Raw genomic sequence first — 17,536 nt, 5'->3', positions numbered from 1 at the left:
TATGGGACGGGGACTGCTGAAGCTGCCGGGGATCCGGCCTGTACTGGCGCTGGCTTCAGCGCTGGTATTGCTGCAGGCGATAACGATCATTATGCAGGCCAAATGGCTTGCCGAAGCCATAACGGCACTGTTCGAAGGGTCATCCATCGCAGAGCAGTACCCTGTGCTGCTGCTGTTCCTGGCTGCATTTGCTGCCCGGTATGCCATTTCCTTCTGGCTGCAGCTGGTGGCGATGCGATATGCAGAGAAAACGGGAACAGACCTGCGCAGGCAAATGGTAGAGCAGTGGTTCAGGCTTGGCCCGCGTTTTGCCAAAACAGAAGGAACAGGGCATCTGGTCACGTTGGCACGCGAAGGAACAGCCCAGTACAAGACGTATCTGGAGCTATTTATCCCCCGCATGCTGGGCATGGGATTTACCCCAATCATTATTCTCTTGTATGTGCTCAAGCTGGATATCATGTCCGGTGTTATTTTGACGGTGACCCTTCCCATACTAATTGTGTTTATGATTCTGGTCGGTCTGGCTGCACAGCGTAAGATTGATGGGCAATTCAAGTCATACAAGGCACTGGCCAATCACTTTGTGGATACGCTTCGCGGACTCGAAACGCTGAAAACGCTGGGCCAGAGCGGCAAGCATACAGACACGATTATTCGAGTCAGCCAGCGCTACCGAAAAGCAACGATGTCTACACTGCGCATGGCCTTTTTGTCTTCCTTCGCGCTGGACTTCTTCACTATGCTCTCGGTTGCCTCGGTCGCGGTTGGCCTTGGCTTGCGGCTAACGGAAGGACAAATGCTGCTCGGACCGGCACTGACGGTACTTATTCTGGCACCGGAGTATTTCCTGCCTGTGCGTATGGTGGGTGCAGATTATCATGCCACATTGGACGGCAAGGAAGCTGGAGAAGCAATTGTGCAGATGATTGAGCGGGGGAAGGCAGCCGAGCAGAGACAGCGGGAAGCGTATGCCACTACTGTTCTTCAGACACAGGCAGGGACGGACGGAGTGAGACCCGTACAGCAGTCTTCTTCAGAACGTAAACATGCCTCGACCATACGTGTTGTGTTGGATGATGATCGCACTGCCGGACAAGTGTCTTCAGCTGCATCGAAGGTGCTCTGGAACAAGGGCAGCCGACTGGCGCTTACCGATATCCAAGTACGTCATGAAGAGGACGGAGCCTACTCGCTGGAGGATGTCACCTTTCAGATTTCCGGTATGATCAAGGTTGGCATCATCGGTGCAAGCGGTGCAGGGAAATCAACATTGATTGACGTGCTGGCTGGTTTTCAACTGCCCACATCAGGAAGAGTGTTGGTGAACGGTCAGCCCGTGTCCCCGGAGATGATGGAATCCTGGAGAAAACAAACGGCTGCCATTCCGCAGCATCCCTATATATTCAGTGGGACCCTTGCTGATAACGTCCGCTTTTATATGCCGGAAGCATCGGATGCGGAGGTTGCAGAGGCTGCTAATGCAGCAGGCTTGAACCAGCTGGTCTCTTCCTTGCCAAACGGACTGTATGAGCGAATTGGAGCCGGGGGTAGACAGCTCAGCGGTGGGCAGGAGCAGCGGGTAGCCTTGGCCAGAGCCTTGCTAAGTGCACGGCCGGTACTGCTGCTGGACGAGCCAACCGCACATCTGGATGTAGAGACCGAGTATGAGCTGAAACAGACGATGCTGCCGTGTTTTGAAGACAAACTCGTATTTTTGGCTACGCATCGCCTGCACTGGATGCCGCATATGGATCGCATCATCGTGATGGACAGCGGGACGGTTGCAGAGACAGGAACACATGAAGAGTTGCTTGCAAGACAGGGCGTCTATTACCAGATGATTCGGGCCCAGATGGAGGCGGTATAACATGGAAGCTGAACATGAGCAGGTAGAAACGGTCCGAAACGGGAGTGTGAAAAGCAGCTGGATTTCTCCTTACGTGGTACAGTACCGCTGGAGATTTGCCGGAGTTATTGCACTGGGGACATGTGCTGCATGTTGTGCCGTGCTGCTGCTCTTTACCTCAGGGTTCCTGATCTCCAAGTCTGCGCTCCGCCCTGAAAACATTCTGATGGTATATGTACCGATTGTGGGTGTTCGTGCATTCGGGATTTTCCGTGCGGTGTTTCGATATGCCGAGCGTCTGGCCGGTCATGATGCCGTACTGCGTGTGCTTGCTGATCAACGGGTGAAGCTGTATCGAATATTGGAGCCCCAAGCCCTGTTCCTGCGTTCACGGATGCAAACGGGGGATGTGCTTGGTGCACTTGCCGAGGATGTGGAGCGGCTGCAGGATATTTATCTGCGTACGGTTTTCCCGGCCATCACGGCACTGATCCTGTACGGTGCAGCAGTTATCTCTTTTGGAACCGTGGATCTGGGTTTTGCATTGTGGATGGGTCTTTACTTGTTATTCCTTATTGGGTTGCTGCCAGTCATCACGCTAAAGATTACATGGAAACAGAAAGTACGGTTGAAAAAGGAGAACAGCCACTTATATACGCGGCTTACCGACGGTGTACTTGGCCTAGGAGACTGGCTGGCCAGTGGACGGGCGGCGGAGTTCGTTCGTCTTCAGGAGGAGGGGGAGGAACGGGCAGATTCCGTTCGGCGCAGCCTGCGAAGATGGGCGCGCTGGCGTGATCTGATTGCACAATGTGTCATTGGACTGATGGTGGTGTCCGCGACATTGTGGGCAGGAAGCGAGGTAGCAGCAGGACAGCTGCCAGCCGTTATGATCGGGGCATTTGTATTGGTGCTGTTTCCACTTACGGAAGCCTTACTGCCTGTGTCCGATGCGGTGGAGCGTATCCCCGAGTACCGCGAATCGCTGGATCGATTGCAGCATCTGGAGGGTAAGGGACATGCTCCAGGTGCCACGTCAGGCAGAGATGAAACGGTGCAGGCGGCTGAAGCCCCTTCTGAATCAGCGGAGATGACGAATCGTTCACGGGATCAACGCATACGTCTGCGTATCCCTCCGAAGCTGAGAGCGGATATTCGAATGGATCATGTAAGTTACCGCTATGCTTCGGAAGATTCCCCTGCGGTACAGGGTGTTTCTCTTCATCTGCCCCAGGGCAAACGGCTAGCAATTCTCGGGCGCAGTGGCGGAGGCAAATCCACACTGCTCAAACTGATTCAGGGTGCTCTGCTCCCTTCAGCCGGGGAAGTTCTGATCAACGATCAGCCTGTGCAGACGCTGGGAGAGAATGTATCTGATGTCATTGCAGTGCTAAATCAGAATCCACATCTATTCGATACAACGGTCGCGAACAATCTGAGAATTGGCCGTCCACATGCAACGGATGAGGAGATCAGACGCGTGGCCAGCCAAGTCGGTTTGTCCGGCCTTATCGAATCTCTGCCGCAGGGGTACAATACCCCGATGCTGGAGACGGGCATGCGCTTTTCGGGCGGCGAACGGCAGCGGATTGCTCTGGCCCGGGTGCTGCTGCAGGAGACACCAGTCGTCATCTTCGATGAACCTACAGTGGGACTTGATCCTGTGACGGAACGCGCACTGATGCGCACCATTCTGGACAGCATGCAGGGTAAAACGATGATCTGGGTGACCCATCATCTCATTGGTGCTGAACAGATGGATGAGGTCATTTTTATGGAAAATGGACAGATTGCCATGCAGGGTTCTCACGAACAGCTGCTGGCTCGGGAAGAGCGTTATCGTCGTCTCGTCGAGCTCGACCGACCAGGATGGGCAGACTGGCAGAAGCCGGGGGTTCCCTTGCCGCCGGCAGCTTCTAGGTAAGTGTGATTGGTTTCAAGGATTGAGGGCTGAGATCACGTTGACCGGAAAAAAAAGAGAAGACTTACTCCAAGTTATAAAGCTGATGGAAGGGTCATATCAGCCAAAAGACGAGCCCGTGTATACACGGGCTCGTCTTTTTTACCTCTATGGAGCAAGATTGTCCGTCCCTACATTTCGACCAACATGAGAATGATGGAAGAGAGGCAGAGGCAGGTACTGATGAGATACAAGACGCCAACCACCTGCTTATGGTTCAGTCCCGCACGCAGGAGGCGGTAGTGAGCCTGGCTTGCATCGGCCTGATAGATGGCTTTGCCTTGAATGAAACGTTTGATAACGACAAAGATATTGTCGAAAATCGGTACACCAAGGGCCAGAATAGGGATGAATAGGGACAGCATGGTCGCTTGCTTGAATGCCCCGTCAAGGGCAATGACGGCCAGAATGAAACCGAGAAATGTCGCTCCGGCATCACCCATAAATACCTTGGCCGGAGGTTTGTTGTATTTCAGATACCCAAGCGTTACACCGACAAGCACGATGGACATGAGTGCCGAATCGCTCTGGCCTTTGGCCAGGGCAACGACAAACAGCGTGACTGCCGAGATCGCTGACAATCCGCCAGCAAGCCCGTCCATGCCATCCGAGAAGTTAATGACGGTGGTTACGCCGAAGATCCACAGGATCGTCAGAATGAACTGCAGCCAGAACGGAAGCATGACGTATTCCGAGGTCAGCGGGTTCACAAACCCGGTGAATGCAATACCTGATGCAAATACGAGCACGGCTGCGGAGATCTGAATGATCATTTTGGGCAGGGCGGGAAAGTCTTTGCCTTTTGTTTTGTACCAGTCATCAATGGTGCCGATCGTTAATAGAAGCATACCGCCTGCAACCAGTGCGGCTGTCTCCATGGACAACTGCTTCGTAAAAGCAATGTATGTCAGGAAGAATCCGGTGAATATCGCGTAACTCGCCGTCAGTGGAATGGGCTGCCTGTGCAGCTTGCGTTCTACGTCCTCCCGTGGCTTGTCCACAAAATCAAGGCGGTGGGCCAGTCGGCTAAGCGGAGGAATGAGCAGAAGCACGACAACAAAAGACAGCAAAAAGGCCATTATGTATACCATAAAATTGCTTGATTCACTCCCATCTACCATTTTTCCCCTATTATACGAGCTAGAGCGGAAATCTGTCGATGTCATTATTGTAACCTGCATGATCGCACATGTTGGCAGAAAGCCAAAGTTCAGAACATTTAACGCAAATAAGATCCAAAGAAGTGGTTTGCTGTTTCTGCGTTATAGCCGTCATCTCCTTGCCAGGTAGCTGCAAAGACAAAGTCGCCGGAACCACCCTTGCCTCTTCTCGGCGTATCGCCAGGAACCAGCAGTCCAGCAGCAGCCCAAATCTCAATCAGGGCATCCCGTTCCTGTTTGCTCGAAGGGAGCAGACCTTTCCACAGCTTTTCAAGCGAGCGGGCACTACCCTTGGGATCACCAGTCTGGCAGACTGCGAGAAGCTGTTCAAGGATGGCCTTGTCTTCCGGGGTTACCTCGTAGTTTGAATCGTTATCAAGAAGCAGCAGTTCCAGATCCATCAGACAGTAGAGCAGCCATCCATGACGGACCCCGCCCCATTTGATCCGCTCAAAATTCAGGACGTTCAGATCGACGTTCACATACTGCTTGTCCGACTGTATCCGCAGGTAATTGCAATCCCCGCATGCACTGGTGTTGGCACGAAGCGCAGGCCGTTCCGCATAGGTATGCAGAGGTAAACGTGAGGTGAGTGCCCAGCTTGAGAGCGCACTGCGCAAATATACTTTTTTGGTGGACAGGCTATGCAGAAAAGCCGACACGACTCTATCCTTCAAGCTGATGTCCTGATGCATTTCATGCAGACGCCGAACAATCTCGTCGTGGGTGGTGGTCTGCGGATCGAACATCACATGCTTGCTCTTGGCATATTCAAAATCATCTCCGGAGAACGGTGCACGTTCTGTCTTCCAGCCGCCACCTCCCCAGAATGTGCTCAGCAGTATTTTTGCCGCTTTTTTATCCAACAATGCAATTAACCTCCTGTCGTATTCAATATTAATTCTACAAGACCGGGAAAACGACTGTTTAGATCATCCTTCCGCAAAGAGTAAAAATGCTGTTTGCCTTCAATACGTGGCTGGATCAGGCCTGCTTCACGAAGGATTTTGATGTGATGGGACAATGTTGATTTGGAAATATGGTCTACTTCGAAGGCGGAACAGTTTTTCTCGCCGGAGCTGGCCAGGCAGTGAGCAATCTTCATGCGCACCGGATCACCAAGTGCATTGCAGACCGTGGTAAACTCCATTTCCGAAGCCATGGGTATCGTAGGTGTTTTCATATCTATGACGGTAGCATATTGAAACGTCTCTTTCAATGTTTGATTTTTTTCGAACTGAGGGTTGTAAGGAGACTGGATCGTGTGATACATTGCTATTCAATAGTTCGAAATTATTCGAACTATAATTCACATCGATTGATGACCATCAGGAGGAACATCATGACTACCTTGTTAAACAACTATTTTCGTTTATTTGACGCTTCCCGTACGGATGCACGTGCGATGGAGGATTTACTGTCCCTGTTTACACCAGATGCTGAGATTGTGTTAAACGGAACCAGCAGAAGAGGATTTGAAGGTTTTATGAAAGCATTTTATGAATACAACATGGACATCAAGCATATGTGGGACGGGTGGGTCCTGCAGCCGGATGGCAGCTACCAGACAAACTGGGCTGTGTGTGGACAAGCTGCTGATGGCACGGTATATGCAAAAACAGGGATTGATATCGCCCGCCTGAATGATGAGGGACAGATTGTGTATCTGGAAAATGTGCAGGACGACAAGGATGCATTCAGTAAATATAAATGAGTAGATTCCCACATAGGATTGTATACCCGTAATGTCTGTACTCCCAGTGGAGAACCCTTTTTCTAATCGAATTCCTCCCCTTCATATATTTGTTTGAAATTACCTATAATTGTTTGGAACAGGTTATAGAACGATTGAACAAAAGGAGGTAATTCAGATGAGGAAAAAGGAAAAAATGCTGTCTGTTTGTCTATCATTTCTGTTCTCCGGATTAGGGCTTATATACAATCGTCGCTGGATATCAGGAATTTTGTTCGGTTGTATTCACATTATTTTGTGGTTCTTTCTACTTCGTTATTTCGTTATCTACATTGCATATCATGTGACCATTGCGGATGGTGTGATGGGTAATGCACCTATGGTATTTGGAATTTTAATTACTGCCATACTCCTTAATACAATAGGAAGTACTGTACTTAGCGCCCAAAGCGCGGGAGAATAGATGTTTACATCAATATAGAAGACCTACTGATATGTCAGTAGGTCTTCTTGTCGTTACATGAGTTAAGCTGATGATGTTCTGCAACTACTTCGTATGCATCGTTTTATTTTGAAAAGCAGCGATATCCGCATACTCTTCTTCAAACTTGCGGGAGATCCGAATGAAGATCGGCAGCAATTCCCGGTAGATGCGGACATGATCCGGGTCAGGCTGATGGCGATGTGTGGATCCAATCATGCCGGATACCGCACTCAGGGAATCAATTCGGCCAAGCGCATAGAGTCCCAGCACGGCTGCACCAAGGCAGGAGCTCTCAATGCTTTCGGGAATAATCACATCCTGGTCGAAAATATCGGCCATCATCTGCCGCCATAATTCGGAGCGGGCGAAGCCGCCCGTTGCCTGGATTTTGGTAGGACGGCCGATCTTCTCTTCAATAGCGAGCATGACGGTATACAGATTGAACAATACACCTTCCAGGGCGGCACGGATCATGTGCTCCTTCTTATGATGAAGCGTCAGACCGAAGAACGAGCCGCGGGCATTCGGATTCCAGAGCGGAGCCCGCTCACCTGTCATATACGGATGGAAGAGCAGACCTTCCGACCCTGGCGGTACATTTTCCGCGACACGAGTGAGCACCTCATAAGGATCGATACCCAGCCGCTTCGCTGTTTCTACCTCAGATGCTGCAAACTCGTCCCGAATCCAGCGGAAAATGACCCCGCCATTATTCACGGGCCCACCGATCACCCACGCATCCTCGGTGAGCGCGTAACAGAAGAAACGTCCTTTTGGATCGGTAACCGGTTTGTCCACGACCGTACGAATGGCTCCGCTGGTGCCGATGGTTACTGCCACCACGCCAGGATCAATTGCGTTTACGCCAAGATTGGAGAGCACACCGTCACTTGCCCCGATGACAAATGGCGTCGTGTCTGCAATGCCCATTTCCTTGGCATACTCCGGGTTCAGACCTTGCTTGAGCACATGAGTGGTTGGCACAAGCCGGGATAAATGGTCTGGTGTAATTCCTGCCACATGCAGGGCTTCCTCATCCCAGTCCAGCTTCTCCAGATTCATCATTCCGGTGGCAGACGCCATGGAGTGGTCAATCACGTATTCATGGAATAGCTTGAAGAACACGTACTCCTTCATGGAGATGAATTTATGGGTCTGCTTAAACAGTTCTGGCTGTTCCCGGGTCAGCCACATGATTTTGGTCAGTGGTGACATGGGATGAATGGGCGTTCCTGTTCTCAGATAAATTTCGTGACCGTTCATTTCGGTTTTGAGTGCTTCCGTCCATTCCGCGCTGCGATTATCTGCCCACGTCATGGCGCGCATCAGCGGTTTGCCGTGCTCGTCAACGGGCAGGATGCTGTGCATCGCCGAGCTGAATGATACAAACAGAATCTCATCCGGTTTGACACCTGCCTTGGCTGTCGCCTGCTTAACGGATTCTACAACAGCTTGGAAAATATCGTCCGCATCCTGCTCTGCAATCGCAGGGGTAGGGGTATACAGCGGATAATCGGCACCACCCTGAGCCACGATGGAGCCGTTTTGTTCAAACAATACGGCCTTGGTGGATGTGGTGCCGATATCTACGCCGATCATATAGGGTGAAGAAGCCATTTTGTCATCCCTCTTTCTCTGGAGCATCTGGTATTAATCTATAGATAAGAATATCAGACTTGAGGGATGGATCAAAATGCAGGAATATTAATCCTTCACGGCTCCGGCGGCAATGTCCGAAATGAACTGACGGCTGATGAACAGGAACATGATAATGAGCGGAATAACAGCCAGCAGAGTACCGGCGATAACCATCGCGTAATCCGTATTGTACAGTCCATTTAACTGGGAGAGGGCAATCTGCAGGGTATATTTCCGTTCATCGGTCAGGACAATGAGCGGCCACAGGTAGTCGTTCCATACTCCGATAAAGGTAAATGCGCCGAGAAACGCAAACGCAGGTCGCAGGATGGGCAGCGCCACATTCCAATAGAGACGGAAGAAATTACAGCCGTCGATCCGGCCCGCATCGAGCAGGTCATTCGGGATGGACTCCGTGGCATACTGCCGAATCCAGAAGATGCCGAAGGCATTCACCATGCCCGGGATAATCAGGGCCTTGAAGGAACCGACCCAACCGAACGTCGCCATGAGGACGAAGGAAGGAACGAGCGACAGCTGGGAAGGCACCATCATGGTGGCCAGCAGCAGGACAAAGAGCCACTTTTTGCCCGGAAACTCAAACTTCGCAAACGCAAAACCCGCTAATGAGTCGAAGAACAGCACGAGCACGGTCACCATGCCGGATACAAACAGTGTATTGACAAATGCACCCCAGAAGTCGATCTGCTGCAGCACCCGGCTGATATTATTCCACAGTTCTCCCCCGAACCAGAGCTGGGGCGGAAATGCGTAGATGTCGGACGTTGTCCGGGTGGACATTACAATCAGCCAATAGAACGGGAACATGGAAATGAGCATGCCCCCGATAAGACCGGTATACAATACGAGCGATTTGAGGTATTTGGACGTCATGAGCGCTCCCCCCTTGTCACATCAGGATGACTTGCCTTGAACAAGCTTCCAGTTCACGATGGAGAACAGGGCGATAATGAGGAACATGCCCCAACCCACCGCTGCACCATATCCGAAGTAATTGTTGATGAACGATTCACGGTAAAGGTACAGAACAATGGTCATCCCGGCTGCGCCTGCACCGCCGTCGTTGCCCACGAGGATCTGAGGTTCGGTGAACAGCTGCATGCCGCCAATCGTGGATGTAATCACCGTGAACAGAATTACAGGGCGCAGCATCGGAATCGTAATCCGGAAAAAGGATTGTATCCCGGATGCACCGTCAATTTTGGCTGCTTCATACAAGGTCTGCGGTATACTCTGAAGTCCGGCCAGATAAATGACCGCATTGTACCCTGTCCAGCGCCAGACGACCATGGAGGAGATCGCCACTTTAATACCCCAAGGCGCATTAAGCCATTCCACGACCGGAAGCCCGACCGACTGCAGGAGATAGTTGAGAAAGCCATAGTTGTTGGCAAACAGTGCACCAAAGATGATCGCCACGGCCACGATGGATGTGACGTTTGGCAGGAAGTAACCGACTCGAAACAGTGTACGGAACTTCACGAACGGCGCATGCAGCAGAAAGGCAACAATCAGGGCGAAGAACAACATGGGAATGGTCGAGTATATCCAGATCATGAATGTATTGCCTACAGCCTGCCAGAACTCGGCATCCGTCAGCATGTATTTAAAATTGTTCAACCCATTGTAGGTCATTACGCCAATGCCATCCCACTTATGGAAGGCCAGGTACAATGAAAAGCCGATGGGAAACAGGCCGAACACGGCAAAGAGAATATAAAATGGTGAGATCGCAGCATATAGGGCACGATGTTCCCAAATTTGGGACAGGAGAGATTTCTTCCGATCCAGGTCCGGACGCACGGCTCCGGGTTCGGGAGTGAGATGGGGTTCGGTTACAGCCATATGAATTCCTCCTTATGCAGATATCGAACACACACGTTCTTCAGGTTAACGCTGGAGTTCCCGCTCAACGCGGTGTACGGTATCGGTCCAGACCTGCTGGGGATCGGCATTTTGCTTCGCGACATCATTCAGGCGCCGGGTAATAATGTTGTGTACCGATGGGTAACGTTCACCAAAAAAAGCGTCTGGAACATGCTGTGCCGATTCGGCAAATACAGGCCCCGTCGCCTGTCCGCCGAAGAAGGGCTCCTCTTCTTTCATTGCGGGAGAGTCGAACACACCCGGAGCAGAAGGGAAGAGGTTCAACGTCTGATATTGCTCCAGCTGATTTTCCGGACTCTGCAGCCAGCGCACCAGCTCGAAGGCTTCCTGAGGGTGCTCACTGGACTTCAGAATGGACAGGAACGAACCGCCGTTATTGCCATCTCCGCCAGGAGCACGAGCCACCCGCCACTTACCCGATGTATCTGGAGCGGCTTCCTGCAGCACCTGCTTCATCCAGACCGCACCCACGAAGGATGCAATTTCCCCATTATTCATCGCTGCATTCCAGCCTGGAGTCCAGCCGTCTGCATTCGCCAGCAATCCCTTTTGCTTAAAATCAATGGCGGTATCCCAGCTTGTGCGTACCAGAGGAGAATCCATGCCGATAAATGAACCATCCGGGCGGAAGTAGCGCTCAGCTCCTTGGGACAACACTTGGTTGTAAACGCTTCCAATGTTATCGGTCAGAAATACCTTTCCCCCAAGTTTCTCCTTGATCTGTTCGCCTGCTGCGGCGTATGCTTCCCAGCTATTCAGCTGACGGCTTACATCCTCGGGTTCAGAGGGCAGTCCAGCCTCCTTGAATAGGTCTGCCCGGTAAAAGAGAGCTGTCGGTCCCGTATCCATCGGGAAACCGATCATCTGTCCGCTGGGCGTGACGCCCTGCTTCCATTTCCATTCAAGATACTGGTCTTCGACGTCCCCAGCGCCGAGATCATACAGGTTATAAAAACGGTCTTCACTGGGGAAGAGCTCCATGATCCAGTCGTTTAGGGCCACAATATCGGGCTCGCCTGATTTGGCGGCCAGCGTTGTCTTGAGCTTCGCCTTGAAGTCACCGCCGATCTTCTGGGCAGTCAGTTCAATATTGGGGAACTGTTCCCTGGCCTTGGCAATCAGCTTATCATCAATGGAACGGTTCCAGTACCATAGTGTAAGCGCTACCTTTTTGTTGTTCGCAGAATCGTCTTGTCCTGGCCAGATGGAGCATCCGCTTATAAGCAGGACGCAGACCATCATGATGGCTGTCCAGCAGGTTCTTTTCCGGCGGATCATGTGCACAACCCCCTCATCGTTAAGTTCGAGGCATGAAGTACTTTGGACTACAACATCATTCTATGAGCAGTTTATAAACTCATACCCAATATTCCGAAAATGAAACACAAATTTGTGTCGGTTTCGTATCCTGATTTTATTAGTTACTTTAAAAACAAAAGTTACTTGACACAATATAATTTTTATTTTAAACTTGCTTACATAAAGTAACTAATGATGATGACAATAATATAGATACGTACTATAAACGTCCAGTGATCTTTTTTCGGTCTGGATACGAATCAATCTGTATATCAAATGGCTTAACAGGAGGAACGAAACATGATGATCAATTCACATATTATTCAACTACTTGCCCCCAAAATCCAGACTTTTCCGAGTGGAAAAGAATTTATATATCTGGTTGGACCGATTAAGCTCCCGGTCAATCTGGATGGAGAGACGCGTACATTTCAGTGGTACAGCTGGCTGAAATCGGATAAGGTCATGGAGAGCGGCGAGCTGATTGAATCGCTGGCTAATGCGGAACTGGCAGAACGTCAGCAGTCGAGTGTGCTCGTGTACGGCGATTTTGCCGAAGCGCAGGAAGCACTGATCCGGATGCACAGCATCTGTCATACAGGTGATATTTTTGGCAGCAAGCGCTGTGATTGTGGCTTCCAGCTGGAGCAATCCATGAAAATGATCGCAGCCCATGGAGCGGGAGCCTTGTTCTACCTGGCGAACCATGAAGGTCGCGGGATTGGGCTGTTCAGCAAAGCAATGGCGTACATTCTGCAAGAGGAAGGTCTGGATACCGTAGATGCGAACCTGCAGCTTGGCTTTACGGACGATGCTCGTAACTATGACGATGCCATTGCTGTATTGCGTGCACTGCGTTCTGCACCGGTTACGTTGATCACCAACAATCCGCGGAAACTGGCTGCATTGCAGGAAGCGGGACTGAATGTGGGCGGACGTGTTCCACTGTGGGGCGATCGTTCGGCGTTCAATGAGAAATACCTGCAAACGAAAGTAAGTCGTTCGGGTCACCTGGGTGAGAACGATGGTTGGGCCGGGGCCGATGTGCTGCTTCCGCATGCACAGGCTTAAATCTCACTTTATGTGTTAAATCAGCGTTGATTCCAGTGAAGGTATCTTGCTGTACAATCGACAAAAAGTTTGGCTGTTGTTGTTCACTTCCTTAGGGGTGTATGACAACGGCCTTTTGGTGTTTACGACAGAACGATGAACACTATGGGGATGCTTCCTCGTGCCGGGCCCTGCTTGCCGATCTACTATACGGATTATACAATATAGGCAATCTGAATGATGCAGGAGGAACGATGGTGCCATTTGAGGGACAGAGCATGTTACCCGCTGCCAAGAGCATGAAGCAGTTCGAAGCGATTATTGATGGCCCTTACACCTATGGGGTTTTGCTGGATACCCACATTGCCCAGCTGGAGAGCTTGCTGGATGAGGCAAGGCGGCGAAGCAAAAAAATCCTGCTGCATGCTGATCTAGTCCAAGGGCTGAAGAACGATGAGTACGCGGCAGAATATTTGTGTCAGCATATACGTCCTGCGGGATTGATCTCTACACGGGCAACAGTGATTCAAAAGGCGAAACAAAAGGGGATCACCGCGATTCAGCGGGTGTTTTTGCTGGATACAAATGCGTTGGAGAAAAGTTATCAACTGCTGACGAAGACACAGCCGGATTATATTGAAGTGCTTCCTGGCGTTATTCCGCATATTATTACCGAGGTAGCGGAACGGACGGGGATTCCCATTATTGCCGGAGGACTGATCCGGTCTGCCCAAGAGGTTGAGCTCGCGCTGCATGCCGGTGCAACAGCAGTGACAACGTCCAATTTTGACCTGATCCGACATTTTGGGGAATCGCTTACAGAACCGAAACAATAGCATTAATTTAATCATTATTGCATCTGTCAATCAGGCACCTGTGATATCGAATGATGCAATATGCTTACAGGAGGTTGTCGATATTGGAAAAGTATATTATGGCTCTTGATCAGGGGACCACGAGTTCACGGGCTATTCTGTTTAACCACAATGGGGAGATTGTACATATTGCTCAGCAGGAGTTTCCGCAGTATTTCCCCAAACCGGGCTGGGTCGAGCAGAATGCGAATGAAATCTGGAGCTCCATTCTTGCAGTTATGGCTTCATGCTTGGCAGAGAGTGGAATTAAGCCTGCCCAGATTGCCGGAATCGGGATTACGAACCAGCGCGAGACAGTTGTGGTGTGGGATAAGGAAACAGGTCGCCCCATCTATAATGCCGTAGTATGGCAGTCTAGACAAACTGCTGATATCTGTGATGAGCTGAAGACGAAGGGACTGGCTAACCTTTTTCGTGAGAAAACGGGACTGCTTATTGATCCCTATTTTTCCGGTACGAAAGTCAAGTGGATTCTGGACCATGTGCCAGGAGCACGTGAACGCGCGGAGCAGGGAGAACTGCTATTTGGCACGATCGACAGCTGGCTGATCTGGAAGCTCAGCGGAGGTACCCATGTAACGGACGTATCCAATGCTTCCCGTACATTGATGTACAACATCTATGATCTGCAATGGGATGACGAACTGCTCCGTATTCTCGATATTCCAAAAGCGATGCTGCCGGAAGTGCGGGGCTCCTCTGAAGTGTATGCGCACACGATGGATTATCATTTCTTCGGCCACCGGGTTCCCATTGCTGGCGCAGCGGGGGATCAGCAGGCAGCTTTATTTGGTCAGGGATGTTATCACAAGGGCAGTATGAAAAACACATATGGTACCGGGTGCTTCATGCTCATGAATACCGGGAAAGATCCGGTAAAGTCGGACCATGGATTGATCACAACGATTGCCTGGGGTGTTAATGGCAAGGTAGAGTATGCACTTGAAGGCAGCATTTTTGTGGCGGGTTCTGCCATTCAGTGGCTGCGTGACGGATTACGGATGCTGCGTTCCTCCAAGGATAGTGAGGATTATGCTGCACGGGTATCCTCCACAGATGGTGTGTATATGGTACCGGCCTTCGTCGGGCTAGGTAGTCCGTATTGGGACAGCGAGGTCAAGGGCGCCGTATTCGGTCTGACACGCGGCACCACGAAGGAACATTTTATTCGAGCGACGCTTGAAGCGCTGGCGTATCAAACCAAGGATGTCCTGGCGGCTATGGAGTCCGATTCGGGGATTGCTGTCGATTCGTTACGCGTCGATGGCGGTGCAGCGGCCAATGACTTTCTGATGCAATTCCAGAGCGACATTCTGGGCATTCCGGTTGAGCGCCCAACGGTGAACGAGACAACCGCTCTGGGGGCTGCTTATTTGGCAGGTCTTGCTGTAGGATACTGGGAAAGTGCGGATGAACTGAAGAATCATGAGAACACGGAGCGCGTTTTCAATCCGCTGATGGAAGAGGATACCAGAAGTGATCTATACGCCGGTTGGCAGCGAGCAGTGAAGGCTGCGATGGCCTTCAAATAAGGAAGAATATGAAGATATAGCTATTTGTACTTTTTCATTAAACAAATTCAATAGATGATAATTACTGGTGGAAAATGATGCATAACTTACAGGAGATATTTTCCTGGGGAACGAAATCCATATATCCATGATTAGGAAAATAAAGAGGTTAGTGGATCAGTTTGAAATTACGTCCTTGGGCAGAACAACTTTTTGAAATTTTTTTGAATAATGTGTCATTTCAGGCCTTCACGCCGCTCAAAATGTGTGATAGGATTAAGGCACAAGTTAAAAAATGATGTCTGGAGATCGGGAGAGACCACGTACCGCTCAGCAATTGCTGCAGCGAATGACGTGGTCTTTTTTTGTTCTTTTTTGAAGATGGATTAGCAAAAATAAAGGCAATGAATGGGAGGAACACCGATGACTTCACCTTTCTCGGCAGCAATGCGCGGCGAGTATCTTCAATCCATGGCGAATGCACATTTTGACATATTGGTTATAGGCGGAGGGATCACTGGGGCAGGCATTGCCCTTGATGCTGTGTCCCGCGGACTGAAGACCGCGCTGGTTGAAATGCAGGATTTTGCAGCGGGCACGTCCAGCCGTTCAACCAAACTGGTCCACGGAGGTTTACGATATCTGAAGCAGTTTGAAGTGAAAATGGTAGCTGAGGTAGGACGCGAACGGGCAATTGTCTATGAAAATGGACCTCATGTGACGACACCGGAGCCGATGCTCCTACCCATCTATACGGGAGGTACATTTGGGCGCTTCAGCACATCCATTGGTTTGATGGTGTATGACCGGCTCGCGGGTGTGAAGCGCAGCGAACGCCGTACGATGCTGAACGCTGGAGCTGTCTCGGACAGCGAACCTTTGCTGCGCCGAGAGGGACTGCTGGGTGGCGGGTTATATGTGGAATACCGGACGGATGATGCACGGCTTACCATTGAAGTAATGAAAGAAGCGGTAAAGCGTGGAGCCCAAGCTGTGAATTATGTAAAAGCAGACGGGTTTGTGAAGGAAAACGGAAAGATCATTGGTATTCAGGCCACAGACCAGATCACAGGCCAGCGTGTTCAATTAAGGGCAAGCAAGGTCATCAATGCTTCGGGTCCATGGGTGGATGAGCTCCGCAAGGTAGATGGTTCACGTCAGGGCAAGACGCTGCAAATGACCAAAGGCATTCATTTGGTGTTCGACGGATCAAGGTTTCCTCTTCGGCAAGCTGTATATTTTGATACCCCCGATGGGCGAATGGTTTTCGCAGTTCCACGCGATGGCAAAACATATGTGGGTACCACTGATACTGTTTTCCGAGATGACCCGGCACATCCTCTGATCTCTGAAGCAGATCGAGATTATGTAATTGATGCGGTAAATGGCATGTTTCCAGATATCCAGATTCGTGCCGAAGATGTGGAATCGGGCTGGGCTGGCATACGTCCATTAATCCATGAGGAAGGCAAGAGTCCTTCCGAAATCTCACGCAAGGATGAAGTATGGGTCTCCCCTTCCGGACTGATCACCATTGCGGGGGGCAAGCTGACCGGGTATCGCAAAATGGCTGAAATGGTCGTTGATCTGGCAGCCCGGGAGCTCAAACAGGAAACAGGGAAATCGATTGGGCCATGCATAACGAAAAAGATGCCGATTTCCGGAGGGGACGTTGGTGGCTCAGCAGGATACTCCGTCTATATAGAGCGCAAGATTAAGGATGGGGTAGCACTCGGACTCAATCGGCAAGCTGCAGAGCGGCTGGCTCGTACCTATGGATCCAATGTGGATGCCCTATATGACCGGTTGCCTGATCCACGGGCCAAGGCCGAACTGCATGGCATGTCCCTGGAACTGCTGCTCATGCTGAATTATGCAATTGAGGAAGAAATGGCCGTAACCCCGGCAGACTTCCTGGTGCGACGAACAGGCGATTTATTTTTCCGAATTGACGAGGTGCGTCAGTATAAGTCGGCAGTTATCCAGTACATGAATGATCGGCTGTACTGGACGGATGAGCAGAGAACAGGGTATGAACAAGAGCTGGACCGGCTGATATTGGGGGCATCTGGCAAAATATAATGCAGGATTTTGTATGATGGGGTCGAA

The 17,536-nt window shown here is 50.8% G+C and carries 15 protein-coding genes; 8 read left to right on the top strand and 7 right to left on the bottom strand.

Annotation, left to right across the window (positions count from 1 at the left end):
* Nucleotide 1: 1 nt before the first annotated feature.
* Together cydD and cydC are read left to right on the top strand one after the other, a co-directional pair.
* Complete coding sequence (gene cydD / locus PIL01S_RS09900) at nucleotides 2-1,870, top strand: thiol reductant ABC exporter subunit CydD (RefSeq protein ID WP_127537398.1); 1,869 nt, start codon at nucleotides 2-4, stop codon at nucleotides 1,868-1,870.
* A gap of 1 nt (nucleotide 1,871) precedes the next feature.
* Complete coding sequence (gene cydC, locus PIL01S_RS09895; protein ID WP_127537397.1) at nucleotides 1,872-3,773, top strand: thiol reductant ABC exporter subunit CydC; 1,902 nt, start codon at nucleotides 1,872-1,874, stop codon at nucleotides 3,771-3,773.
* Between the two features lie 167 nt (nucleotides 3,774-3,940).
* Here cydC and PIL01S_RS09890 read toward each other — a convergent pair whose 3' ends face one another.
* The 3 genes from PIL01S_RS09890 to PIL01S_RS09880 all read right to left on the bottom strand — a co-directional run bounded on the left by PIL01S_RS09890 (nucleotide 3,941) and on the right by PIL01S_RS09880 (nucleotide 6,188).
* Nucleotides 3,941-4,900 carry an MraY family glycosyltransferase gene (locus PIL01S_RS09890; RefSeq protein ID WP_095360332.1) on the bottom strand — a complete coding sequence of 320 codons (960 nt, stop codon included), beginning with the start codon at nucleotides 4,898-4,900 and terminating at the stop codon, nucleotides 3,941-3,943.
* 128 nt (nucleotides 4,901-5,028) lie between these two features.
* Nucleotides 5,029-5,835, bottom strand: a complete 807-nt coding sequence (locus PIL01S_RS09885) for a hypothetical protein (protein WP_127537638.1) — start codon at nucleotides 5,833-5,835, stop codon at nucleotides 5,029-5,031.
* Between the two features lie 8 nt (nucleotides 5,836-5,843).
* Entirely contained in the window at nucleotides 5,844-6,188 is a 345-nt protein-coding gene (locus tag PIL01S_RS09880; protein WP_371859943.1) for an ArsR/SmtB family transcription factor, read from the bottom strand.
* A 123-nt stretch (nucleotides 6,189-6,311) separates the two neighbouring features.
* Here PIL01S_RS09880 and PIL01S_RS09875 point away from each other — a divergent pair, with 123 nt between their 5' ends.
* The gene (locus tag PIL01S_RS09875; protein WP_127537396.1) at nucleotides 6,312-6,683 is read left to right on the top strand and encodes a nuclear transport factor 2 family protein; all 372 of its coding nucleotides are present in this window, start codon (nucleotides 6,312-6,314) and stop codon (nucleotides 6,681-6,683) included.
* 157 nt (nucleotides 6,684-6,840) lie between these two features.
* Nucleotides 6,841-7,125 carry a hypothetical protein gene (locus PIL01S_RS09870; RefSeq protein ID WP_127537395.1) on the top strand — a complete coding sequence of 95 codons (285 nt, stop codon included), beginning with the start codon at nucleotides 6,841-6,843 and terminating at the stop codon, nucleotides 7,123-7,125.
* 84 nt (nucleotides 7,126-7,209) lie between these two features.
* Here the strand turns inward: PIL01S_RS09870 and gntK are convergent, their stop codons facing one another.
* The 4 genes from gntK to PIL01S_RS09850 all read right to left on the bottom strand — a co-directional run bounded on the left by gntK (nucleotide 7,210) and on the right by PIL01S_RS09850 (nucleotide 11,970).
* On the bottom strand, nucleotides 7,210-8,763 hold the full coding sequence (gene gntK, locus PIL01S_RS09865; RefSeq protein WP_127537394.1) for a gluconokinase: 1,554 nt from the start codon (nucleotides 8,761-8,763) through the stop codon (nucleotides 7,210-7,212).
* An 87-nt stretch (nucleotides 8,764-8,850) separates the two neighbouring features.
* A complete protein-coding gene (locus tag PIL01S_RS09860) occupies nucleotides 8,851-9,678 on the bottom strand; it encodes a carbohydrate ABC transporter permease (protein ID WP_095290931.1) in 828 nt (275 codons plus the stop codon).
* A gap of 21 nt (nucleotides 9,679-9,699) precedes the next feature.
* Entirely contained in the window at nucleotides 9,700-10,650 is a 951-nt protein-coding gene (locus PIL01S_RS09855) for a carbohydrate ABC transporter permease (protein ID WP_227779678.1), read from the bottom strand.
* 45 nt (nucleotides 10,651-10,695) lie between these two features.
* Nucleotides 10,696-11,970 carry an ABC transporter substrate-binding protein gene (locus PIL01S_RS09850; RefSeq protein WP_127537393.1) on the bottom strand — a complete coding sequence of 425 codons (1,275 nt, stop codon included), beginning with the start codon at nucleotides 11,968-11,970 and terminating at the stop codon, nucleotides 10,696-10,698.
* A 324-nt stretch (nucleotides 11,971-12,294) separates the two neighbouring features.
* Between PIL01S_RS09850 and PIL01S_RS09840 the strand changes: the two genes are divergently transcribed.
* The 4 genes from PIL01S_RS09840 to PIL01S_RS09825 all read left to right on the top strand — a co-directional run bounded on the left by PIL01S_RS09840 (nucleotide 12,295) and on the right by PIL01S_RS09825 (nucleotide 17,509).
* Nucleotides 12,295-13,062, top strand: a complete 768-nt coding sequence (locus tag PIL01S_RS09840; protein WP_127537636.1) for a GTP cyclohydrolase II — start codon at nucleotides 12,295-12,297, stop codon at nucleotides 13,060-13,062.
* Nucleotides 13,063-13,298: 236 nt separating this feature from the next.
* Nucleotides 13,299-13,877, top strand: coding sequence for a glycerol-3-phosphate responsive antiterminator (locus PIL01S_RS09835; RefSeq protein ID WP_127537392.1), 579 nt, complete (start codon nucleotides 13,299-13,301; stop codon nucleotides 13,875-13,877).
* Between the two features lie 83 nt (nucleotides 13,878-13,960).
* Nucleotides 13,961-15,448, top strand: a complete 1,488-nt coding sequence (gene glpK / locus PIL01S_RS09830; RefSeq protein WP_127537391.1) for a glycerol kinase GlpK — start codon at nucleotides 13,961-13,963, stop codon at nucleotides 15,446-15,448.
* Between the two features lie 402 nt (nucleotides 15,449-15,850).
* Complete coding sequence (locus PIL01S_RS09825) at nucleotides 15,851-17,509, top strand: glycerol-3-phosphate dehydrogenase/oxidase (protein WP_127537390.1); 1,659 nt, start codon at nucleotides 15,851-15,853, stop codon at nucleotides 17,507-17,509.
* Nucleotides 17,510-17,536 lie beyond the last annotated feature (27 nt).

The organism is Paenibacillus illinoisensis NBRC 15959 (genome assembly GCF_004000925.1).
Taxonomy (GTDB): domain Bacteria; phylum Bacillota; class Bacilli; order Paenibacillales; family Paenibacillaceae; genus Paenibacillus; species Paenibacillus illinoisensis.
The sequence above is the reverse complement of the archived record's forward strand: the minus strand, read 5'-3'. Positions and strand labels throughout refer to the sequence as shown.